The organism is Streptomyces sp. NPDC030222, from assembly GCF_055573115.1.
Map to the genome: position 1 here is coordinate 54,918 of NZ_JBVICA010000019.1, position 22,480 is coordinate 77,397.

The window sequence follows — 22,480 nt, forward strand, 5'->3', positions numbered from 1 at the left end:
CGGTCTGGCGGCGGGCCGGGAATTACGGATCGCCCGGCCCGCCTGCCTGCCGAAGTCCGGCGAATGGCCGGTCAGAAGAACGTACGGATGAAGTCCGTCACCGTTCCGTCCGCCTCCACCAGCGGAATCAGCTGCCACTTGTCGAAGGACGTGCACGGGTGGGACAGACCCAGCGCCACCCAGTCGCCGACCTCCAGCTCCGCCTCCGGGGTGGTGCGGAGCCAGGCGTGCTGGTCGGAGAGGGCGGTGACCGTCATCCCGGTGGCCGGGCGGGGCGCGGCATCCGGGATGCCCCGGGCGTCCGACGCGCGGACGACCTGGGGCGTCGGCAGGTCGATGTCGTATGCGGCGTCACGCTTGCCGGCGTTGAGGAACGCCTGGTCCGCGGTGGGCCGGGAGACGACCTGCGCCCAGAGACGGAAGGCCGGTTCGAGGGCGCCCTCCGCGGGGACCCGGTTGAACGGGGTCAGCCGGCCGTAGTGGCCCTCGTCGTGGGAGACGTACGCCCCGGAACGCAGCAGCTTCAGGACGGGACGGGACAGTTCGGGGAGGTTCTCGAGGGCTTCCGTGACGGTGTCGAACCAGGCGCTGCCGCCCGCGCTCACCACGATCTCGTCGAGGTCGCCGGCGAAACGGCCCGCCTTGTCGAAGTCGACGGCGAGGGACACCAGTCGCCGCATCCAGTCCGCGACCCGCTCGGTGTCGGCTTCCGGGACCTCGCCCTCGTAGCCGGCGACGCCCACCAGCCGCAGGGAGGCGGCCGCCGCCACCGCGTCGGCGACGGCGGCGCACTCGCCCTCGGTGCGTACGCCCGTACGCGCCCCCTCGCCCGCGCAGAGCTCCACGACGACGTCGACGGGCCGGGGCACCCCCTCCAGCGCCGCGTCCATCAGCTCGACGCCCCGGACGGAGTCGACGTAGCAGATGAAGCGGAAGTCCGGGTCGGCGGCCAGTTCGCCGGCCAGCCAGCGCAGCGCGGCCGGGTCGACGAGTTGGTTCGCGAGGAAGATCCGCTGGATGCCGAACGCCCGGTACACACGCACCTGATGGGGCACGGCCGCCGTGATGCCCCACGCCCCGCGCTCCAGTTGGCGGGCGAAGAGCTGCGGGGCCATGGAGGTCTTGCCGTGCGGGGCGAACGCCAGCCCGTGGCGCTCGGCGTAGGCCTCCATGAGCGCGAGGTTGTGCTCCAGGGCCTCGGCGGACAGCGCCAGTACGGGTGTGGTGAACCCGCCCGTGAACAGATTGCGGCGCTGCGCGGCCAGCTCACCGACGGTCAGACCGTCCGCGTCCGGCGGCAGCCCCTTGAACCGGTGGTCGACGCGCTCCGAGGCGAGCGCCGCGAGGGCGTCCACGTCACCTGCGGGGTTCTGGTCGGCGGCCATGGAAGCCTCACTCTCCACTGCGTCGCACCATGTGCCACGTTCGTTGTGTATTGCGCTAGCTGTCTAACATCCGGGACATTGCCAGGTCAAAGGCCGTTCCAGGGAGCCCGGAGGCCTCCGGGAGACGTCGGGGCCGACGCGCCGGCCGTTGCCCGGCCGGGCGTCACGCGAACCGGGCGCAGACGACGTTGCGGCCGCCGTCGACCTGCCACCACCAGTAGACGGTGCGGTCGCCGGCGTACTGGGAACAGAAGCCGGGGCGGTTGGTCCCGTCGTTCCGGTAGTAGCCGGTGATCTGCATGACGTACGCGTACCCCTGCGGGACCTTGTCCGCGCTGCAGCTCCACACGGCCGTCAGCCGTCCCGGCCCCGGCTTGTTCCCGTCGCCCTTCTTGGCGGGGAAGCACTGGCCCTTGCGGAACTGCCGGGCGACGCACAGCGTGGTGGTCGAACCGCTGCGGTTCCGGTGCCCCCAGCGGTAGCGCCCGTCCGACGAGTCGCAGGCCTGCGCCGCGAAGCCGGACCTCGACACGGAGACGACCCGCATGTACGCGTTGGCGGCCCCGCAGTTCACGGTGCGCGGCACGTCGGCGCTCCAGTCCCCGTACCCGTCGTCGTACACGTCCAGGCACTCACCGGCCCGTACGGCGGCGAACGCCAGGTCCTCCGGTGCGGGCTCCTGGGCGGTCGGCGTGGGCGTCCGCGAGACGTACGTGCCGCCGCCGGTCGCACTCGAACCGCCGGTCGCACTCGAACCGCCGGTCGCACTCGAACCGCCGGTCGCACTCGAACCGCTCGTCGACGTCGAAAGCCCGGTGGACGAGGAGCCGCCCGAGGAGTACGTGCCGGCGGACGACGACGAGCCACCGGAGCCGTACGAGCCGCCGGAGGAGTACGCGCCGCTGGACGACGAGCCGCTGCCGCCCGAGGACGAGGACTCGGACGCCGACTCCCAGGGCTTCCACACGAACAGGGCGAACAGGAGGACGATCAGCAGGAACCAGAACCACGCGCCGCCCGAGCCGGACTTCGGTGGTGGGGTCGTGGACGGAGGCGTGGTGGGTGCGGCGCCCCGGGGCCCGGATGCGGAAGCACTCGACCGCTGCCCCGGGGCCGAGCCACCGCCGCCCGTGCCCCGGCGGGGCCCGCCGGACGCCGAGCCGGAGGCCGGCCGTGACGGGGACCCGGGCGACGCCGAGCCGGAGGAGGGCCTGGACGGTGAGCCTGTCGCCGAGCTCGCCGCGCCGGACGCCGAGCCGGAGGACGGCCGGGACGCAGACCCCGACGGCGAGCCGGACGAGGACCCGGACGGCGAGCCCGTCGACGAGCCCGCCGCGCCGGCGCCCGAGCCGGGCCGAGTGCCGGCCCCCGCCCCCGCGGCCGAGCCGCCGCGCGGAGGCCGTACACGTTCCTTCCGGCCCGCGCCCCCGCCGGGCTGACGGGACGCCGCGCCGGGGGAGGCGTTGGAGCCGCCCGAGCCTGCTCCGCCGGACGCGGACCCCTTCGAGGCCTGCCCCGAACCGCCGGACGCTCCACCGGTGTTCGCCCCCGTAGGGCGTGCCTGCCCCTGGCGTCCGGCACCCGCGCCCGACGGGGGCGTCGTCGTTCCCGCCGCCCCGCCGGCGGCCGCACCGCCCGCGGCCGCCTCGTTGCGCGGGGGCCGTACGCGTTCCTTGCGTCCCGCCCCCGCTCCCGGCGGGCGGGACGCCGCCCCCGCACCGCCGGGCGCTCCCGTACCGGGGCCGGGGCGGGCCCCACCAGGCGCGGCCCCACCGGGCGGACCGGCCTGCCCACCGGGCGGACCGCCCTGCCCACCGGGCGGACCGCCCTGCCCACCGGGCGGTTTCGAGGGCGGACGGGGCTCGGTGTAACGGCGCGTAGGACCCGGCGGCGGCACCGCGCTCGTGCGCTGGTCGACGGTCGGCGCGTCGGGTGACACCGCGCCCGGCGGGCCTCCGCTGCCGTCGCCGAGCGCGAGCCGGTCGCCCAGCTCCTCGTACTCGGCGATCAGCAGGGTCCAGCGGGGCGGGAGCCAGCGTCGGCCGCTGTCGTTGACCGGGAGTCCGACGAGCCCCGCGAGGAACTGCGCGCGGACCTCGGCGGGCCGTGGACGGTTGCGCGGCTCGGCCTCCAGACAGGGCCGGATCACCGCTACGAGCTCCTTGGGGAGCCCGGTCAGGTCGAGGTCCGCGCGCGAGACCCGGTGCAGCAGCCGGAACGTGTCCTCGCCCACCGGGTAGGGCGGGCGGCCGGTGGCGAGGTGGAAGAGGGTCGCGCCCAGCGAGTAGACGTCGGACGCGGCGGTGCAGTGGTCGCCGCGGGCCTGCTCGGGCGAGGTGAAGGCGATCGTGCCGAGGGTGAGACTGGTCCGGGTGATGTCGGTGGCGTGCGAGATGCCGAAGTCGATGAGCCGCGGGCCTTCCAGCGGCAGCAGGATGTTCTGCGGTTTGACGTCACGGTGGACGACGCCTGCGCCGTGCAGGACGTCCAGGGCCTCCGAGGTGCCGGCGGCGATCCAGCGGATCGCCGAGGCGGGCGGCGGCCCGGCGGTGCCGACCAGTTCGGAGAGGGACGGCGCGGGGATGTACTCGATCGCCATCCAGGGGCGGTCCGCGTCCGGGTCCGCGTCCAGCACCTTCGCGGTGCGCGGGCTGTCGACGCGTTTCGCGAGGGCGACCTCGCGGGCGAAGCGCCGGCGGTCGACATCACTGACGACACCCTCGTCGAGGAGCGTCTTCACCGCGGCGAGCGGCTGTTCGGACCCGGCCGGCGTGCGGGCTATGTAGACCCGGCCCATGCCGCCGGACGCCAGCCGGCCGATGATCCGGTACGAACCGAGCTGCCGCGGGTCGTCCGCGGTGAGCTGTTGGATGCGTCGCGTCCCCGCCATGTCGGCGACCTCCCCCTGTCGCGTCCCTGGACAACACCCTGCCACGGCACGCCCCGTGACCGGAATGGGGTACACCGTCACGAGACGGTGTCAGTCCGGAAACCGCCCCGGGGACCTCTGAGGACCCTCGGATCACCCTCCGCCGCACCCCCCGCCGCACCCGCCTCCGCAGCCGCCGCCACCGCCGCAGCCCGAGCCGCTGCTCGACTGCTTCGAACGCGAGGCGTTGCGAAGCAGCCCGCGCAGCGTGCTGTCACGGATCTCGCGGGTGCCGAAGAGGGCGACGGCGAAGCCGTCCGGGTCGACGTCCTGGGCACGCTCCTCGTCGGCGATCCAGCCCGAGGGCGCCGCCCGCAGCGTACGGCGTCCGTGCCGTACGGACAGCCATTTCACCGCTTCCTCACCCGCAGGGGTGAGGCGGTCCACGCGGGTCAGGGCGAGCCCGACGAACAGCACGCCGAGCGGCACGAGTGCCGGTACCACGCCTCCGTCGCTCGCCAGCGCGAATCCGGCGGCCCCCGCGCACTGCGAGACGTGCAGCAGCACCGACGCGATGCGCGCCGCACGGTGTTTCGTGGGCCGCAGCAGTCCGGTCGCCACCAGTCGCCCGCGGAGTTCGGCCGCCCCGGAGGAGCCGCACAGCCAGTCGTGGGCGTCCTGGGACCGCAGCTTCTTCCCCTTGGCGTCCTTGCGCTGCAGCTCGGAGAACAGTTCGGCCTCGACGCCCGTACAGCCGTGGGAGTGCACGAGGGCGATGGTGCCCTTCGTCCCCAGCCGTATCCGCCCGCCGACGTGCATCCGGTACAGCACCGTGTCCGCGAACCGGTTGCGCCCCTTGACGAGGACCGCGGCGGCCAGCGGATCGAGGTCCTGCACCGCGACCGGCGTCCGCGCGACGCCGCGCCCGATCCAGGCCCGCACCGCGTACAGCTGTGCGACCGAAGAGGCGAGGAGGAACGAATATCCGATCCACTGCGCCACGTTCATCGCGACCCCACTCCGTTCCGGCTTCCACAACGCCCGACGTGCACAACGTCCGTCACCGGTTCGACGCCGGGACGTGCGACATGGTTGCGGTGCGCGCGCGAAACGGGAGGCGCTTTCGGGGCAGGGGGAGCCGCAGTCCGGGGAGAACGGAGGCCGCTGCCCGGGGAGGGCGGGAGCAGCAGTCCAGGGAGAGCCGGAGTGGCGGTCCGGGAAGGGCGGGAGGCGCCCCGGACGCGGGCGCAAGACGGAGGGGCGGGCGCCGAGGCGCCCGCCCCTCGTCACGCGGCCGCGGTCAGCTCGCGCAGTACTGCTGCTCCTTGCCGATCGACCGGTACATGCAGTCGGCGTTCTCGACGAGCTGGAGCACCGCGTCGCGGTTGCGGCTCGTCTCGCGCTCGATCACCTCGTCGGGCGGGTAGAAGCCGCCGCTGAACGCCGAGCGCGGGTACATCTCGAAGGTGTAGCCGAAGATCCGCTGGGCACCCCACAGCCAGTCGTCGATCGACCCGTCGGTGATGTAGAGGTCGCTGGACTGCTCGGGGGTGTAGCCGTTGCTGGCGGCCATCTTCTGCCCGACGGTGGCGAACGCGTCCCGGTCGTCCTGGGTCATGCCCGCCGCGGTGTCGCTGTACGTGTACCCGAACGGCCAGAGGACCAGCTCGCTGTAGGTGTGGAAGTCGATGGCGGCCTTGATCTGCTGCTTGCCGCCGACGACCCGGCTGCGGACGAAGTCCGCGACGACCTTCACCTCGGGTGCGGACTCGGGCGACTTGCCGCGGTAGGTGTCGGAGCCCTTGGAGCCCGAGGAACCGCCGCAGCAGCCCCACTTGTAGTCCCAGTTGCGGTTGAGGTCGGTGCCGACGGACGACGAACCGGCGTTGGGCTGACGGTTCTTGCGCCAGCTGCGGTACGAGCCGGTCGCGATGTCGTACTCGCCGCCGTCGGGGTTGAGGTCCGGGACGATCCAGATCTCGCGGCCGTTGACGGCCTTGGTGATCCGGGAGTCGGAACCGTATCCCGCGCCGAACTCGCGCAGCAGGTACAGCGCCATCTCGACGGTGAGGTGCTCGCGGGCGTGCTGGTGGTGGGTGAAGAGGATCTCGGGCTCGGCCTCGTCGGTGGCCACGTTGTCGCTGATCTTGATGGCGACGATGTCCCGGCCCTGGTGGCTCTTGCCGATCACGCGCTTGCTCATGATCGACGGGTACTGGGCGAGACGCTGGTCGATCTCCGCCGTCATCTCGGCGTAGTTGTGGTACTTGGCGTCGGCGGACGGGAAGTCCATCGGGACGAGACCGCGGCTGTCCGTGCGGGCGGGGGGCCCGGGAAGTTCCTTGAGGGCGTAGCCGAGGGCGCGCAGCACCCGGGCCTGCCGGCGGTCGGCGCTGACGACGATCGAGTGGTCGCCCACCTCGTCGATGGCGACCCCGGTCGCGGCGACGGCGGTGCGCGCGGCAGGGGTCTCGGGTCCGTGGACCTCGTACTGCCTGATGTCCTCGTCCTCGGTGGCCGTGGAGGCCTGGGGCGGGGGAGTGGCGGTGGCGGTGGCCGTCAGCGGCGCGGCGACCGCAAGGGCGAGTACTGCCGCGAGGGTGGCGGTCCGTTTCCCGCGAAGGCGAAGTCGCATGAAGTCTCCTGGGTGGGGAGTGTGGGGGTCAGTGCGACGTGCAGGAAGCGGCCCCATGGTGAGGCCGTGGCATGGCCAGGTCAAGAGGTCGCTTCGGCCAAGCGGCCGCGGGCGCGGTCGCGCGGTCCCGTCGTCTCTGCATGCTCATGCTCTGTACACGCCGGGTCCTGGACTTTCCTCGCGCCACGTCGGGCCCGGCGCCGTGCGTCACCCCGAATGCGCAACGGCCGTCGTCGGCGAAGGTGCCGGCGACGGCGGCCGCTGCGTCGTGCGCAGGGGTGCGTGGGGAGTGGGGGGTGCCCCGCCCGCTCGGCCGTACGGTCCGTAGGGCTTGTGAGGGCGGGGTCCCGGGCCCGCCCGGCCGGTCCGCCGTGGCTCGCCCGGCCGGGCACGCGCGGGCGATACACGGACGGGCGATACACGGACGGGCGGGTCAAGGGTGCTGGGCCGCGGCCGTACGTCCTACGGCAGGCCGTGGACGTGCGGGCCCACCGCGTTGGACCAGGCATTGCCCGCGGTGGCGTCCCAGTTGGTGGACCAGGTCATCGCCCCGCGCAGCGCCGGATACGTCCTCGACGGCTTGAAGGAACCGCAGTTGGTGCCCCGGGTCAGGCAGTCGAGGGCGTTCCGCACGATCTGCGGGTCGACGTAGCCACTGCCCGCGCCCCGGGGGGAGGCCGGGACGCCGATGCCCACCTGGGAGGCGTCGAGCCCGTTCTCCAACTGGATGCAGGCGAGGGCGGTGAGGAAGTCCACCGAACCCTGCGAGTAGACCTTGCCGTCGCATCCGAGCATCGAACCGCTGTTGTAGTACTGCATGTTGACGACCGTGAGGATGTCCTTCACGGCCAGTGCGGTCTTGAAGTACTCGGTGCCGGTGTTCTGCATGTCGATGGTCTGGGGCGCCATCGTGAGGACCAGGCCCGGCCCCGCCTTGGCGGACAGCTGGCGGAGCGCCTTCGTCAGATACGCCGAGTTGATGCCGTGTTCGAGATCGATGTCGACGCCGCTGAAGCCGTACTCCTGCATCAGGGCGTACGCGCTGTTCGCGAAGGCGGTGGCGGAGGCGTCGCTGTTGACGGTGACGTTGCCCCGCTCGCCGCCCACCGAGAGGACCACCGACTTGCCGGCCGACTTCTTCGCGGCGATGTCCGCCTTGAAGTCCGCGACCGAGGAGTAGCCGACGGCCGGGTCGAGGTTGAAGACGATCTGGCCCGGGGTCGTGGTGGAGTCGGCGAACGATACGGCGATGATGTCGTACTGCGCCTGCACGTCCCGGAGTTTCTGGACGGTCGCGCCGTTGTCGAAGTTCTGCCAGTAGCCGGTCAGCGCGTGCCGCGGCACGGGACCGCCGGGGTTGCCGCCGCTGCCGGACGTGGTGCCGGTGACCTCCGCCGACCGGGCCGACTCGCCCGCCGCGTTGGCCGCCGTGACCTGGAACCGGTACGAGGTGGAGGCGGAGAGCCCCGTCACGGTCGCCGACGGGCCCGTCACCGACGAGACCCTGGTGCCGTTGCGGTAGACGTTGTAGCCGGTGGCGCCGGAGACCGCGTTCCAGGACAGGGACACCGAGGACGAGGTGACCGGGCCCACCGTCAGGCCGCTGGGCGTGGCCGGCACGCCCGGCTCGGGATCGCCGCCCCCGCCGCCGTCCGGGCCGAAGACGGACACGTCGTCCGCGAAGTAGGCGGGCTGGCCGTACCAGCCGTGCGTGTAGACCGTCACCGACGTGGTCGAAGGGCCGGTCGTGAACGAGGTCTTCAGCTGGGACCAGCCGCTCGACCCGGGAGTCCACGTGGAGACGTCCGTCGTGCCGGTTCCGCCGGCGCCGAGGTACACGTAACTGCCCTGCACCCAGGCGCTCAGCTGGTACGTCGAGTTGGGCTTGACGGCGACGGTCTGCGAGCACTTGGCGTTGTCCTGGCCGGACGGCGTGCCCTTCAGAGCAGCGGCGCCGCCGTGCACGGGGGAGGAGACCGTACTGCCGCTGCCTGCCGAACAGGTCCAGTTCGCCAGGCCGGACTCGAAGCCGGCGTTCCGTGCGACGTTCGTGTCGGCGGCCTGCGCGGTGGTGGCGAGGCCGGTGACGACGAGGGCGCCCGCGCCGAGTGCGGCGGCAAGGCCGCGGAGCCAGGTGCGGGATGGGCAGGACGAGCGGGATGTGCTGGAGATGCGGGGTGTACGGGGTGTGCGGCTTGGGGTTTGTGTGCGTGCGCGGTCCACGTGCTGCCTCCGGTGGGGGAAGGAGGGCGGAAAGGGACGGAAGGTAGGCGGTTGAGGAGGGAGATGGGGCGTGGAGCGAGGTGGGGCGTGGAGACGTGAGACAGGGACGGTGGCCACCGCTGCGCATCCAAACTGGTCCAGACCAATAGGGTTGTCAAGACCTCTGGAGGTGGAGCAAGTGATTCAACTTGCCGATTCTGCGGGCATTTGCCCGGAAGTCGGATGCAGGTTCCGGTGAACTCCTCGAAGTTGAGGGTTCCTCACAGGTAACACGTGGATACAGTGCAGTTGCAGACAGACACGGCCGGACACGGTGGGGAGGGGACGTGCCTACTGCCATTGCCGTCACCGGCGCCGATCTGGTGCTGCCGCCACCGGACCGGCACACCCCGCTCGCCGCCGTCCTCCAGGACCCCGCGCGGCAGAGCCTCGACGCCGCGCTCACGGACATGCACGCGCTCTTGGAGCAGCACGGTTTCGTGATCGTGCCGTATGCCGCCGGGATGGCTCCGGACCGCGTGCGGCGGCTGCACACCGTCCGCTCGATGCTGGAGAGCGACCGGGTCGCGCTTCTGCCGGTGGACCTGCCGCCACTCGGACTCGCCGTCCTGGCACAGCAGTTGAGGCAGCTCACGATGTGCGACCTGAGCCCCGGCGTGATCGCCTCCGCGGTCAGGCTGCTGGTGCACTACATCTATGCCGGTGCCGTACTCGCCACCGTCACCGGGCTCGACCGGGTCCCCGTCGGACTCAGGGCGCACGCCGCCTCCTGGATCCCCGGCTCGACGTTCGCCGTCCTCGCCAACCCCTTGCCGGCCCTGGTCCGGCTCGGCGGAGCCGGACCAGGAATCGGACCCGGAACCGGACCAGGGGACGTTTTCCCCGGACCGGAGTTCGCCACGTCCATGCTGATCGCCCGCGGCCGCCTCCACTCCGACTGGGTCGCCTCGGGACTCGCCCCCGGATGGCGCACCCAGGGCGTCCTGGAGACCGCGCTCCCCGTGGACTCCGCCGGCTGGTGGGGCACCCCCAGACTGGTCGAGTTCGCCGCGGCCATCCCGGACGTGTCGGTGCTGTACCGGCTCATCGCATCCGTACGCAGGGAGATCTGCCACTGGTGCGGACTGGAACTCATCGGCGACCGCTGCGGGTTCTGCGCCAGTCCGCTCACCCTCCCCGCCGCCGGCCCGCTCGCGCTCGCACCCGCGGGATCCGCCGGCACCGCGTCCGCGGCCGGCCCCGCGGCCGGGAGCGGTACCGCCGCCGCAGCGGTCCACGCCACGACGATCGTCACAGCGTGGTGAGCCGTTTGCCGGAGCCGCTGCCGAAACGCTGAACCGGGCCCAGCCGCCCCGAACCACCGTCGTCCGTACCCTTCGTCGCCCGCACCACCTTCGCCAGAACCGCCGTCGTCCGCACCGCCGTTCCCGATCGAGGTAGCCCGTCCGATGAACTCACGCCAGCGTCGCGGCATCGTCCTGCTGCTTCTGTCGGTCCTGTGCGCTCTGGGCGCGTTCGTCGGCGTCCTCTATGTGATCAGGGACGTGAACGCCAAGGTCGGTCCCGAGGTCGTGGCGTACCGGCTCAAGGACGACGTCGCCCCGTACGTACCGCTCGACGCGTCCCGGTTCGAGAAGATCTCGATGCCCGAGCGCTGGCTCTCGGAGAACGCCGTCACCGATCTCGGCGACATCCGCGGGAAGATCGCCGTCACGCGGCTGAAGAAGGGCTCCCTGCTGCAGAGCGACATGATCGTCGCCCGGCCGGCGCTCGGCGCGGGGGAGCAGGAGATCGCCATCATGATCGACGCCGCGACGGGCGTCGCCGGAAAGATCACCCCCGGGGCGAAGGTCAACATCTACGCCACGTTCGCCGGCGACAAGAAGGACGTGCCCGACCGCTCCCAGGTCATCGTCTCCGGCGCCCGCGTGCTCGACGTCGGCAAGCTCACCGCCCTCGAACCGGACCGGGACCGCAACCGGCAGCCCGGCGAGGCTGTTCCCATCACCTTCGCCCTCGGCACCGCGGACGCCCAGCGCGTCGCCTACGCCGAGTCCTTCGCCGAACACGTCCGCCTCGCCCTGGTGGGCGCCGGCGGCGACACCGCCATCTCGCCCAGCGACCGTACGTACACCCTCGACGAGGACAAGGACAGGTGAGGGGCGTGGTCATCCGCATCCTCCCGGCCGTCGGCGACCCCGACGCCACCCGCGCCGTCACCAGCCTGCTCGGCCGGCTCCCCGACGCCGAACCCGCGCCGCCCGTCACCGATTCGACCGCGCTCCTCGACACCCTCGCGCGCCTCGCCGGCCAGTCCCTCGACGAGCTGCCCGAAGTGGTCCTCGTGCACGAGCGGATCGGCCCCGTCCCGGCCCTCGAACTCATCCGGGAGGTCGCCCTCCGCTTCCCGTCCGCCGGCGTCGTCCTCATCACGTCCGACGCGTCCCCCGGGCTGTACACCGCCGCGATGGACTCCGGAGCCCGCGGCCTCGTCGGCCTCCCCCTCGGATACGAGGAACTGGCCGTCCGGGTCCGGAGCGCCGCCACCTGGTCCACGGGCGTCCGCCGCCACCTCGGCGCCGGCAGCGACACCTTCCACGGACCCGGCGGCACCGTCGTGACCGTCAGCGGCGCCAAAGGCGGCGTCGGCACGACCCTCACGGCGGTCCAGCTCGCCCTCGCCGCCAACGCGTCCGGGCACAGCGTCGCCCTCGTCGACCTGGACCTCCAGTCCGGCGACGTCGCCTCGTACCTGGACGTGCAGTTCCGGCGCTCGGTGGTCGACCTCGCCGCGATCTCCGACATCGCGCCGCGCGTCCTCCAGGACGCCCTGCACACCCACCCCACCGGTCTCTCCCTCCTCCTGGCCCCGGCGGAGGGCGAACGCGGGGAGGAGGTCACCGACCGGGTCGCCCGCCAGATCGTCCACGCCCTCCGTGCCCGGCACGAGGTCGTGGTCGTCGACTGCGGCACCCAGATGACCGGTGCGAACGCCGCCGTCGTCGAAATGGCAGACCACGCGCTCCTGCTCGTCACCCCCGACGTCGTCGCCGTCCGGGCCGCCAAGCGAATGGTGCGGATGTGGGACCGCCTCCAGATCCGCAAGGCGGAGGAGACCCTCACCGTCGTCAACCGGCACACGCGGTCCGCGGAGATCCAGCCGCCGCTCGTCGAGAAGATCACCGGAACCATGGCCGCACGCACGGCCGTCCCGGCGGGATTCAAGGAACTCCAGTCCGCCGTCGACACCGGCCGCGTCCAGGACCTCGACGGCCGGGGCTCCGTCAGGCAGGCGCTGTGGGCGCTCGCCGGTGAACTGGGCATCGTGAAGGCGCCGGAGGGCGGACGGGGCACCGGTCACCGCGGCGAGCGGGGCGCCGTCGTCCTGCGCCGCCGGGCCCGCGCCGACAAGGGCGCGGTCACCGTCGAGTTCGCGGGCATGGCCCCGCTCATCCTCGCCGTGCTCGTCATCGTCTGGCAGTGCGTGCTGTGGGGGTACACCTTCTCCCTCGCCGGCAACGCCGCCGACCAGGGTGCCCGGGCCGGAGCGGTCGGCGGCGGCTGCGCGGCGGCGGCCCAGCAGCATCTGCCGGCCGCGTGGTCGGACGGCGCCTCGACGGAATGCGGCGCGGCGGGCGATCTCTTCCTGGCGGACGTCAGTCTCCGGGTGCCGGTGCTCTTCCCGGGGTTCGACACGGGATGGCGGGTCCACGGCACGGCCGGGGCGGTGCTGGAGGAGGACGAAGGATGAGGATCCCGGCCCCTCCCGGAGGCGGTACGCGGAACACGCCGTTACGCCGCGTACCGCGGCATCCGCGCGACGGCCGGCCGGTCCACCGTCGGCTGGTTCACCGCCGGCTGGTCCACCGTACGCTCGGCGACCGGGGCTCGGCGATCCTGGAATTCGCCGGGTTCCTCCCCGTGGTCCTCGTCGTCGGCCTCGCGGCGATCCAGCTGGGCATCGCAGGATACGCCGCCCAGCAGGCCGCGACCGGTGCACGAGCCGCCGCCCGGGCCGCCTCGCTCGGCGACGCCGGCCAGGCCGCGGGTCTCGGCGCCATGTCCGACTGGACGGCGAAGGGCACACAGATCACGGCGCCCGCCTGCACCGACGACGAGGGCTCCACCACCGCGACCGCCGTCACCGGCATTCCAGCCGTCATCCCGGCCTTCACGGTCGGCAGCATCAGCCGCTCGGTGACGATGCCCTGCGACGGGGACGCAAGGGCCGGTACCGGGGCCGGTCCGGGCTCCGGCTTGTTCGCGGACACGGGGAGCGGCTGAGGCACGACGCGGACGAGGAAGAGCACGAGGACGAGGAAGAAGACGAGGACGAGAGGAGCGTGACGAGATGAGCCTGCGGTCCCGTATCGCACCCGCCGAGAACCACGGCGGGAGCCGCGAGGACGGCCACCTGGTCGCCACCTACCGGGCGAAGCTCCTGGAGGAGATCGACCTCGCCGAGATGTCGTCCCTCACGGCCACCGAACGCCGCGCCCGCCTCGAACGCGTCCTCGGCCACATCATCAGCCGCGAGGGCCCGGTCCTCTCCACGTCCGAGCGCTCCCAGCTGATCCGCCGCGTCGTCGACGAAGCACTCGGCCTCGGCGTCCTCGAACCGCTCCTGGAAGACGCCTCCATCACCGAGATCATGGTCAACGGCCCCGACGCGATCTTCGTCGAACGGGCCGGCCGGGTCGAGCAGCTCCCGATGCGCTTCGCCTCCACCGAGCAGCTGATGCAGACCATCGAACGCATCGTCTCCACCGTCAACCGCCGCGTCGACGAGTCGAACCCCATGGTGGACGCCCGCCTGCCCTCAGGCGAGCGCGTCAACGTCATCATCCCGCCGCTCTCCCTCACCGGGCCCATCCTCACGATCCGCCGCTTCCCCAGGGCGTACAGGCTCTCCGAACTCATCGGCCTCGGCACCCTCGACGAGCAGATGCTGATACTGCTCTCGGCGTTCGTACGGGCCCGCTTCAACATCATCGTGTCCGGCGGCACCGGCTCCGGGAAGACGACCCTGCTCAACGCCCTCTCCGGTCTGATCCCCGGCACCGAACGCATCATCACCGTCGAGGACGCCGCCGAACTCCAGCTCCAGCAGGCCCATGTGGTGCGGCTGGAGACCCGCCCGCCGAACGTCGAGGGCAAGGGCCGCGTCACCATCCGGGACCTCGTGCGCAACTCCCTGCGCATGCGCCCCGACCGGATCATCGTCGGCGAGGTCCGCGGCGGCGAGACCCTCGACATGCTCCAGGCGATGTCCACCGGCCACGACGGCTCCCTCGCCACCGTCCACGCCAACAGCGCCGAGGACGCCCTGATGCGTCTCCAGACCCTGGGCTCCATGTCCGAGGTCGAGATCCCCTTCGAAGCGCTCAAGGACCAGATCAACAGCGCCATCGACGTCATCGTCCAGCTCACCCGCCATGCCGACGGCTCACGCAAGATCAGCGAGATCGTCATCCTGGTCTCCCACGGCCGCGAGCAGTTCCAGATCTCCACCGTCGCCCGCTTCGTGCCCGCCCCGCTCGGCGCGGACCGTGTCGTCCGCGGCCACTACGAACACCTGCCGCTGCCCCGGCGCGTCGCCGAACGCCTCCACCTCGCCAACGAGCCCCTGCCCCCGGCCTTCGGCGTCACCCACGACATCGACCCCCTCAACACCCGAGAGGCGAGGTAGGCGACACCATGGACCGACTCGCACTCCTGGCACCGGGCGCCGCCCTGCTGTTCGGCGTCCTCGCCACCGCCGGAATACACAGCTACGCCTCCGGCCGGGCCCAGCGCGCCGCCCTCGTCGAACGGCTCTCCTCCCATCAGCCCGCGCCCGAGGGCCGCGCCCGCCGCTTCGCGGCCGTCGACCGGCGCATCCGCCGGACCGCCCTCGGGCGGCGCGTCCAGCTGCGCCTCGCCGCGACCGGCCTCGACCTCACCGCCGGTGAGTTCACCGTCTACGTCGTCGCCGGCGCGGCCGCGCTCTGGCTCGTCGCAGCCATCGCCCTCGCACCCTTCTTCGGCCCCGTCGCCGGACTGGTCGCCCTGTGGGGCGGCAACGCCTTCCTCAACTGGCAGCGCCAGAAGCGCATCGAGGCGTTCATCAACCAGCTGCCCGAACTGTCCCGCATCCTCGCCAACGCCACCGCGGCGGGGCTCGCGCTGCGCACCGCGCTCTCCATGGCCGCGGAGGAACTGGAGGCACCGGCCGGCGAGGAACTGGCCACTGTAGCCCATCAGTTGGCCCTCGGGCGGTCCGTCGACGACGCGCTCGGCGAACTCGCCGAACGGCTCCCCTCCCGTGAACTCGTCGTCCTCGTCACCACCCTCGTGCTCTCCAACCGGGCGGGCGGCACCGTCGTGGGGTCCCTGCGCAACCTCACGGAGACCCTCGAGGAACGCAAGGAGACCCGGCGCGAGGTCCGCACCATGCTCTCCGAGGTCAACGCCACCGCCTACACGATCCCGCTCCTCGGACTCGGGGCGATGATCATGATGAACTCGCTCACCCCCGGCTCCCTCTCCCGGATGACCGGCCATCCCCTCGGCCAGATCGCCGTCATCGTCGCGATCGGCCTCTACGCCCTCGGATTCCTCGTCATGCGCCGTCTCGGCAAGATCGAAGTCTGAGGGGGTGGCCACCAGCATGACCACGGAGCTCCTGGGCCTCCTCCTCGCCGCGGTCGCGGCCCTCGGCGTCGCCGGCGTCCTCCTCGGCCTGCGCATGTACCGCGCGGACGTCGAACTCCCCGACGACCTCACCGTCGCCCTGGAAGTCGGAGCCACCCGCGTCCGCGGCGCCGAGTCCGCCGTCGACCGCGCCGGCATGCGCCTCGCCCCCGTCGTGCTCCGCCTCCTGGGTCCCCGGCTCGTCGACCGGAAACGCCGCCGCATCGACATGGCGGGGAACCCCGGCGGCCTCACCGTCGACCGCTACGCCGCACGCCGGGCCGTCTACGGCCTCTTCGGAGGCTTCACCGGTCTCGTCTGCCTCGCCAACGACTACCTGCTCTTCGGCCTCTTCGCCCTCGCCTACGGCTGGTTCGCCGCCGACGTCACCATCTGGCAGGCCGTACGCCACCGCAGGGACGTCATCGAACGCACCCTCCCCGACTTCCTCGACGTCCTCGCCGTCGTCGTCAGCGCGGGACTCTCCTTCCGCCAGGCCCTCGAACGCGTCGCCGAGAAGTACGAGGGGCCATGGGCCGACGAACTCCGCATCTCTCTGCGCCAGATGGACATGGGCGTCAGCCGGCGGCAGGCCTTCGACGAGCTCCGCCGCCGGAACGAGTCGGAACAGGTGTCGCAGTTCGTCTCCGCCCTCCAGCAGGGCGAGGAACTCGGCGCGCCCATCGCCGAGACCCTCATCCAGATCGCCAACGACATGCGCCGCACCGACGCCCAGAACGCGCGCCGCCGGGCGGCGAAGGCGATCCCCAAGACCACCGTCGTCACCCTCACGTTCATGGTCCCGGCCACGCTCATCCTGATCGTGGTCAACATGTTCCTCGGCACGGAAAACGACTTCGGCTCCCTCTTCGGGAACTGAGGAGGTCGACGACAGCCATGACCCCACACCTGACGAGGATGCGGCTCCCCGCCCTCTCGTCCCCGAACTCCTTTCCCCCGTACGCTCCTGATACGACCCGAGCCCCTGGAGGCCACCGTCATGCCGAAGCGCCTACTGCTGACCGCAACGAGAATTCAGGTCGCCGTCACCGGACGAATGCGGGGGAGGGAACGGGACCGCGGGGCGAGCGTGGTGGAGTACGCGGGGCTGGTGGTGCTCATCGCGTTGATAGTGGTGGCGGTGAGGGCGTTGGGGTTGCAGGATACGATCTCGAACGCAATCCAGACTGCGGTGACTCAGATCACCGGCGGCTGATGGTCAGACCCGCAGGGGGAGACAGAGGGCAGACAATTCCGATTTATATCGCGGTCGTGGCAGGTCTGCTCTTCCTGGCATTCGCTTACTTCGCCGTGGCTCAGGCGGCAACGGCGCGCAACGGAGCCCAGTCCGCGGCTGACGCGGCTGCGCTGGCGGCAGCTCAGGAAGTTCGCGACGAACTGACAGACGGATTCATGGAGTCGATCGGCGCCGACGGAGCGTGGCGCGGCTGGCTGCTCGGAGAGGAATTCGTGAGCAGTACGGGGCAGGCCGCCGCCGAGCAACTTGCCGGTGAGAATCGTGCAGACCTCGATGGACAGGTCCAGTCATTGGAAATCGATGGCCATCGCGCGTTCCGGGCAGACATCGTCACTCATTACACCGTGGGCGACTCGGTAGTCCCTGGCACGGAGAATCAGCGCGCGAAGGCGCATGCTATCGCCGTGATCGAGCCGCTTTGCGAGGTCTCGGCTTCCGGGCAGCCACTCATCGAGTTCGACTGCAAGGGCGGCGATCATTGGAAAATCGATCCTGAGGACTTCGACGAGGAAGATCTTCCGGAGCCGAAGGATCTATTTTCCGTCCGCCTTTCTGAATGACGCATGAATGACGAGACGAGGATGAGCTGTTGATGAACGTGCGGCGTGGGGCAAAATCCCGCAGGGTGCTGACCGCAGTGGTGATTGCAGGTGGTCTCGCCCTCTCTGCGGCTGCCTGTGGCGGGGGAGGCAATGACGGCAAGACCGCCCCTGGGACGGCTTCGCAGCCCTCGAAGAGGAACGAGAGCACGGGCGCGCAGCAGCCGGCGACCTCTGCGTCGGAGAAGGTGCTGGCAGAGGTGAAGGGCGGGGACAACATCACACTCGTCGTGAACTCGGCCGTTCGGGATGCCGGCGGCTTCCTGACGGTGAACGGCAAGATTCGGAACGGCAGCGGCAAGTTCTGGACGCAGGCCCAGTGGTCCGGGGACGAGAGCGAACTCGACGGCAACTCGACGTCCATGGCCGGTTCTGCCCTCGTCGACAGGTCGGGAAAGAAGAAGTACCTGATCCTTCGCGACACAGAGGGGCGGTGCCTGTGTACCCGCTTCACCGGCGGCCTCAAGGCCAACGAGGAGCGGACCTGGTTCGCCCAGTTCCCCGCCCCACCCGCCGGCACGACCTCCGTCGACTTCCAGATCGCCGACATGCCCCCCGCCACCATCCAGATCTCCGACGGCGGGTGACCCGATGAGCCGCCACCTCTCTCCCCGTGCCGTTTCCCCCCGTGCCGTCGCCGTGACGACCGCCGCGGCGTTCGTGCTGCTCGGCGCCGGGCCTGCTCAGGCCGAGGACGGGCCGAGCGTGCCGCCGGGGTCGACGACGACGTCGCCGCCGCCCACCGTCGATCCGAACGCCCCGGGGCTGAAGCTCGCCGACGGGGCGACGCTGGCGCCTGCGAAGGTGCTGGACATCAAGTCGGTCGTCGAGGACCTGTCGGGTGACGAACGGCGCGAGGACACGAACTCGGACGTGAAGTTCGCGCTCCAGGCAGAGGTGCTGTTCGAGAAGGACAGCGCGAAGCTGAACCCGGACGCGGTGACGCGTATCAAGACGATCGCCGACGAGATCAACACGCAGAAGGCGACGAAGGTGAGGGTGTTCGGGTTCACGGACGATCTCGGCTCGTACGAGCACGGCAAGGTGCTGTCCAAGCAGCGGGCGGACGCGGTGCAGGGGGAGCTCGCGAAGACGCTGGGGGCCGCGGTCACGTACGAGATCCGCGGGTACAGCGAGGACTATCCGATCGCCTCGAACAGCTCAGAGGAGGGGCGCAGGAAGAACCGGCGGGTCGAGGTGTCCTTCCCGCGCGGCGGCTAGCGTTCCGTGAGGCACGCGGGCCGCCGCGCAGGGGCGTTGCCGGTGGCGGGCCGGCCCTACACCGCGCCCGCGTAGCCCGCGACGAGCTTGGGCGTGGTGAGGGTGTGCGCGCGGACGGCGGTGGCCGTGGCGGTGTCGACGGTGTACGCGTCGATCGTGAGCTCGGCCGGCGCCACCGTGAGGATCATGAAGCCGCGCTGGGAGAAGTTCTCCCAGGCCGCCGGGTGGCTGCCGTGGCGGACGCCGTCGCCGGTCTTGCCGGCGGCGCCGCAGACGATCTGCCGGGTGCCCTTGCTCGCCGGGGTGGGCTCGAGGATCTGCTGCGTGTGGTCGTGGCCGGACAGGATGAGGTCGGCGCGGCCGCAGACGACTTCCTCGTACAGTTCCTTGAGGTGGATGCCGCTCGTGTAGTTGCCCCAGGTGAACCCGTCGAACGATCCGGCACTGCGGTGCTTGCCGTTGTTGAGGTACGGGTGGTGGCCGAGGACGATCTTCCACGTGGCGCGGGAGTCGGTGAGGGCCTGGTCCAGCCAGCGGCGCTGGTCCCGCATGTACGGGCCGTTCCAGTAGTAGCGCGGGTCGACCTGGGCGACGGTCGAGGCGACCGGGTTCGTGTCCAGCGCGAAGAACTCGACGAGCGGGGCCGCGCCGTCGCGGGCGGCCAGCGGGACCGAGTAGTACCGCGACGGCATGTACCAGCGCGGGGAGGTCCGCGCGTAGGCGACCTCGTGGTCGCCACGGGCGGGCCAGCCGCCGCTGCCGGGGATCAGGCCGGAGCAGTCGTGGTTGCCGAGGGCCATCAGCCAGGGCACGTCGATGCCGGTGTTGGGCTTCTCGAACTTGTCCGCGAACTCGGAGTCGTCGCCGGACTCGGGGCCGTTCTCGTAGATGTTGTCGCCGAGCCCGACGGCGAGGCTCACGCCCCGGTCCGTGCAGACCTTGCGGGCGGCGGCGGCCACGGCGTACTGCTCGGCGGCGCCGGTTCCCGCGTCACCGGTGATCAGCACCCGGTACGTCCCGGATCTTCCGGGCCGGCTGGGGAGCGGGTACTTGCCGGGGACCGCGGCCCGGGCCCGTCCGGCGGCCGGCAGCACGGTGAGTGCCGCGGCGCCGACCGCGACTCCGCCGAGCAGCGAACGGCGGCTGAGGGTGCCGAATGCGGTGGTGCCCGTGGACTCGGGCGTGTGCGCGGCAGCGGCGACGGCCGGGGATGCCGTCACGCTTTCGTCGAGGGCTGTCCACTGCTCCTCGGTGAGATCCGCATGTGGGGGAATGAGGTCGTCATCGCACATGTCACGGTTTCTCGCATGTGTGTTCGCCCCACGGGTGGCGGAGGAGTGAATTTCCCGTGCATTTGGTTGAACAGTGATCGATTCGCGTCCGGCGTCCGGCGTCCGGTGTCCGGCGTCAGGCGTCAGGTGTCAGCCGTCAGGTGTCAGGTGGCAGCCGTCAGGCGTGAGGCCCCACTGTCACCTTTCCGAGCGTCAGTTCCGCCCGGCCGTGCCGGATTTCACCGGTCCGCTCGGCCTGCAAGCTGCGTGCCGGCTCCACCGTGCGGCTCCACACCGGAGACGGAAACGACGTCGGATCCGACGTCCGCGGCCTCGGACACGTCTACTGGGACTCCGGCAACTACATCTGGAACAACGACGGTGACCGCGCCGACCTGCGGAAGTCGGCGACCTCCCGGGTCCACAAGCCTTGCACGACGAGCCGTCACAACCCCACGAACTGCCACCGCTGACGCGCCGCCGGGCCTACGGGGACGCTCTGCCGGAACCCCGTCCCGGGCGCGCGTGCACGCGTGCATGCGCGCCCGGGAGGAGACGACACCTCGAAGCGCTCCCGTCAGGCCGTGGCGTCGCGTCGGAACAGCGCCGTCCACAGGAAGTCCTCGCCGAAGTTCGGGGACTCCGGTGGTTCGTCGCGCATGCGTCGCAGCTCCACCTCCGTGAAGTCGGGGAAGATCCGGCGCAGGGACTCCGCGGTGTAGGCGAGGCCGCCGTGGAGGCCGGACTGGCGGTAGAAGTCCGCGTCCCCGAGCTCGGAGCCCATCCCGCCGGCCGCGAAGCAGGTGAGGGCGAGATGGCCGCCGGGCGCCAGGACCCGGTCGAGCAGGGCGAGATGGCTGATGCGGCGGTGCGGCGGCAGATGGTGGAAGCAGCCGGAGTCGTAGACCAGGTCGTACGGACCGTCGATACCGTCGGCGCCGTCGCCGGCGGCGAGGGCGAACGCGTCACCGCAGAGGAACCTGATGTCGGCCCCCGCGTCCCGGGCGCGGTCCTCGGCCCAGGCGAGGGCGGCCGGCGAGAGGTCGACGGCGTCCACCTCGAAGCCCAGCGAGGCGAGGTGGATCGCATTGCGGCCGGGGCCGCACCCGAGGTCCAGGGCACGCCCGGGAGTGAGCAGCCCGCGCTCGATGTAGGAGACCAGGCTCTCGTCGGGCTTCGCCACGAAGAACGGCACCGGGCTGCTGCGGTCCGCGTAGAAGTCGTCCCACCAGGAGGCCCCGCCCTCCGTCCAGCGGTCGGCCTCGGGCGCGAACAGACCGTCCAAGAGCTCGAGTACGTCCTCGACGGTGCGGATGTGCCGGTCCATCCGGTCCCCCTTCCGTTGCGTCGATCGTATCCTCGTGAAAGGTAAAACCCCAGGTCAGAGGGTGTTGGCGGATGCCCTTCCCGGCCCTGTGAGGGGCTGCGGCGAGACTGCGGAGGGTGGCCTCCGCAACGGGTGCCGTGTCGTGTTCACGCCCCCTTCCACGGCCGTCACGGGGGCGATCCCGGCCGAGCCGGACCGGCTTTCTCCGGCGATCCGCCGGGGGTCTCCGGACGGCTCCGACCGGTGCCGTCCGCCATGCTGGACAGGTGGAAGACAGCGAATTCGCACGCGACTGGCTGGCGCAGGAGGGGGTGACGCCGGCCGAGGGCGGCATGTGGACCGAGCACGACACGCCGTACACGCTGCTCACTTCCAACGAGATCGCGCACCGCTGGGCCGCCGCGGCCCTCGCGGACACCGACCTCGATCCGGCGGACCGGCTGCGGCTCGCGTTCGGGCTGCTCGATCTGCTCGACGACTACTGGGTGACCTGCGAGATGCGCATGGCCCTCGACGACGAGCGGTGGCCGCTGCCGGCCGAGGTGTTCTGGGACGGATACCGGCGGCGGCTGGAGACCCCGGAGCATCGCGAACCGGTCGTCTACTCCCTGTGGGTCGACTGGTTCGAGGACCGTACGACCGTCGGCACCGCGTTCGCGGAAGTGCTCGGGAACGACCTCGCCGCGCTGCACGCACCCGGGTCCGCATCCCTCCTGCGGCGCGCCCGCCGCGTCCTGGAGGTCTCCGGCCCGGTCCCGTGGCCGGTCAAGTACCCCGCGTACGAGGCCGCGCTGGGCGTCCCCGAGCTCCACGACGCCGTGTACCGAGGGCTCCTCGGGAGCTACTTCGACGTCTACGGGGACCTGGAACCGGGGCCCGCGCTCGACCTCCTGGGCCGGCTCGGCCTCCCGCCGGACACCGAGCACCTCGCCGACCTCCGCACCCACCTCGCGGCGGGCCGCCGGGGCCACTACCACTGAGTCGCTGCCGCCCACCGGAGGGGCTCGTTCCCCGTACGGC

20 protein-coding genes are annotated in these 22,480 nt (G+C 71.5%); 13 read left to right on the top strand and 7 right to left on the bottom strand.

Annotated features, from left to right (window positions below; all coding sequences use genetic code 11):
- Positions 1 to 71 precede the first annotated feature (71 nt).
- The 5 genes from ACZ4Z5_RS24840 to ACZ4Z5_RS24860 all read right to left on the bottom strand — a co-directional run bounded on the left by ACZ4Z5_RS24840 (position 72) and on the right by ACZ4Z5_RS24860 (position 9,061).
- On the bottom strand, positions 72 to 1,385 hold the full coding sequence (locus ACZ4Z5_RS24840; protein ID WP_468266323.1) for an amino acid deaminase: 1,314 nt from the start codon (positions 1,383 to 1,385) through the stop codon (positions 72 to 74).
- Positions 1,386 to 1,548: 163 nt separating this feature from the next.
- Positions 1,549 to 4,275 carry a serine/threonine-protein kinase gene (locus ACZ4Z5_RS24845; RefSeq protein ID WP_468266325.1) on the bottom strand — a complete coding sequence of 909 codons (2,727 nt, stop codon included), beginning with the start codon at positions 4,273 to 4,275 and terminating at the stop codon, positions 1,549 to 1,551.
- Between the two features lie 132 nt (positions 4,276 to 4,407).
- Positions 4,408 to 5,262, bottom strand: coding sequence for a TIGR04222 domain-containing membrane protein (locus ACZ4Z5_RS24850; RefSeq protein ID WP_468266327.1), 855 nt, complete (start codon positions 5,260 to 5,262; stop codon positions 4,408 to 4,410).
- Positions 5,263 to 5,554: 292 nt separating this feature from the next.
- The gene (locus tag ACZ4Z5_RS24855; RefSeq protein WP_468266329.1) at positions 5,555 to 6,889 is read right to left on the bottom strand and encodes a M14 family metallopeptidase; all 1,335 of its coding nucleotides are present in this window, start codon (positions 6,887 to 6,889) and stop codon (positions 5,555 to 5,557) included.
- 462 nt (positions 6,890 to 7,351) lie between these two features.
- Positions 7,352 to 9,061 carry a chitinase gene (locus tag ACZ4Z5_RS24860; RefSeq protein ID WP_468266517.1) on the bottom strand — a complete coding sequence of 570 codons (1,710 nt, stop codon included), beginning with the start codon at positions 9,059 to 9,061 and terminating at the stop codon, positions 7,352 to 7,354.
- A 377-nt stretch (positions 9,062 to 9,438) separates the two neighbouring features.
- On the opposite strand from ACZ4Z5_RS24860, the gene ACZ4Z5_RS24865 reads away from it, so the two are divergent.
- From ACZ4Z5_RS24865 to ACZ4Z5_RS24915, 11 genes are all read left to right on the top strand, one after another.
- On the top strand, positions 9,439 to 10,416 hold the full coding sequence (locus ACZ4Z5_RS24865; protein WP_468266331.1) for a hypothetical protein: 978 nt from the start codon (positions 9,439 to 9,441) through the stop codon (positions 10,414 to 10,416).
- Between the two features lie 144 nt (positions 10,417 to 10,560).
- Positions 10,561 to 11,271, top strand: a complete 711-nt coding sequence (gene cpaB / locus ACZ4Z5_RS24870; RefSeq protein ID WP_468266333.1) for a Flp pilus assembly protein CpaB — start codon at positions 10,561 to 10,563, stop codon at positions 11,269 to 11,271.
- Between the two features lie 5 nt (positions 11,272 to 11,276).
- Positions 11,277 to 12,863 carry an AAA family ATPase gene (locus ACZ4Z5_RS24875; RefSeq protein ID WP_468266335.1) on the top strand — a complete coding sequence of 529 codons (1,587 nt, stop codon included), beginning with the start codon at positions 11,277 to 11,279 and terminating at the stop codon, positions 12,861 to 12,863.
- The gene (locus ACZ4Z5_RS24880) at positions 12,860 to 13,396 is read left to right on the top strand and encodes a TadE family protein (protein WP_468266337.1); all 537 of its coding nucleotides are present in this window, start codon (positions 12,860 to 12,862) and stop codon (positions 13,394 to 13,396) included. The genes ACZ4Z5_RS24875 and ACZ4Z5_RS24880 overlap by 4 nt, the downstream gene beginning before the upstream one ends.
- 67 nt (positions 13,397 to 13,463) lie before the next feature.
- Complete coding sequence (locus tag ACZ4Z5_RS24885) at positions 13,464 to 14,801, top strand: CpaF family protein (RefSeq protein WP_468266339.1); 1,338 nt, start codon at positions 13,464 to 13,466, stop codon at positions 14,799 to 14,801.
- 8 nt (positions 14,802 to 14,809) lie between these two features.
- The gene (locus ACZ4Z5_RS24890; RefSeq protein WP_468266341.1) at positions 14,810 to 15,745 is read left to right on the top strand and encodes a type II secretion system F family protein; all 936 of its coding nucleotides are present in this window, start codon (positions 14,810 to 14,812) and stop codon (positions 15,743 to 15,745) included.
- Between the two features lie 16 nt (positions 15,746 to 15,761).
- Positions 15,762 to 16,664 carry a DUF5936 domain-containing protein gene (locus tag ACZ4Z5_RS24895; protein WP_468266343.1) on the top strand — a complete coding sequence of 301 codons (903 nt, stop codon included), beginning with the start codon at positions 15,762 to 15,764 and terminating at the stop codon, positions 16,662 to 16,664.
- Positions 16,665 to 16,784: 120 nt separating this feature from the next.
- A complete protein-coding gene (locus tag ACZ4Z5_RS24900; protein ID WP_468266345.1) occupies positions 16,785 to 17,000 on the top strand; it encodes a hypothetical protein in 216 nt (71 codons plus the stop codon).
- 56 nt (positions 17,001 to 17,056) lie between these two features.
- On the top strand, positions 17,057 to 17,602 hold the full coding sequence (locus tag ACZ4Z5_RS24905; RefSeq protein WP_468266347.1) for a pilus assembly protein TadG-related protein: 546 nt from the start codon (positions 17,057 to 17,059) through the stop codon (positions 17,600 to 17,602).
- A 32-nt stretch (positions 17,603 to 17,634) separates the two neighbouring features.
- Positions 17,635 to 18,228 carry a hypothetical protein gene (locus ACZ4Z5_RS24910; protein WP_468266349.1) on the top strand — a complete coding sequence of 198 codons (594 nt, stop codon included), beginning with the start codon at positions 17,635 to 17,637 and terminating at the stop codon, positions 18,226 to 18,228.
- A gap of 4 nt (positions 18,229 to 18,232) precedes the next feature.
- The gene (locus tag ACZ4Z5_RS24915; RefSeq protein ID WP_468266351.1) at positions 18,233 to 18,862 is read left to right on the top strand and encodes an OmpA family protein; all 630 of its coding nucleotides are present in this window, start codon (positions 18,233 to 18,235) and stop codon (positions 18,860 to 18,862) included.
- 56 nt (positions 18,863 to 18,918) lie between these two features.
- Here ACZ4Z5_RS24915 and ACZ4Z5_RS24920 read toward each other — a convergent pair whose 3' ends face one another.
- Positions 18,919 to 20,154, bottom strand: a complete 1,236-nt coding sequence (locus ACZ4Z5_RS24920; protein ID WP_468266353.1) for a metallophosphoesterase — start codon at positions 20,152 to 20,154, stop codon at positions 18,919 to 18,921.
- Positions 20,155 to 20,414: 260 nt separating this feature from the next.
- On the opposite strand from ACZ4Z5_RS24920, the gene ACZ4Z5_RS24925 reads away from it, so the two are divergent.
- Complete coding sequence (locus ACZ4Z5_RS24925) at positions 20,415 to 20,606, top strand: hypothetical protein (RefSeq protein ID WP_468266355.1); 192 nt, start codon at positions 20,415 to 20,417, stop codon at positions 20,604 to 20,606.
- Between the two features lie 104 nt (positions 20,607 to 20,710).
- Here the strand turns inward: ACZ4Z5_RS24925 and ACZ4Z5_RS24930 are convergent, their stop codons facing one another.
- Positions 20,711 to 21,460 carry a class I SAM-dependent methyltransferase gene (locus ACZ4Z5_RS24930; protein ID WP_468266357.1) on the bottom strand — a complete coding sequence of 250 codons (750 nt, stop codon included), beginning with the start codon at positions 21,458 to 21,460 and terminating at the stop codon, positions 20,711 to 20,713.
- 266 nt (positions 21,461 to 21,726) lie between these two features.
- On the opposite strand from ACZ4Z5_RS24930, the gene ACZ4Z5_RS24935 reads away from it, so the two are divergent.
- Complete coding sequence (locus ACZ4Z5_RS24935; RefSeq protein WP_468266359.1) at positions 21,727 to 22,440, top strand: hypothetical protein; 714 nt, start codon at positions 21,727 to 21,729, stop codon at positions 22,438 to 22,440.
- Positions 22,441 to 22,480 lie beyond the last annotated feature (40 nt).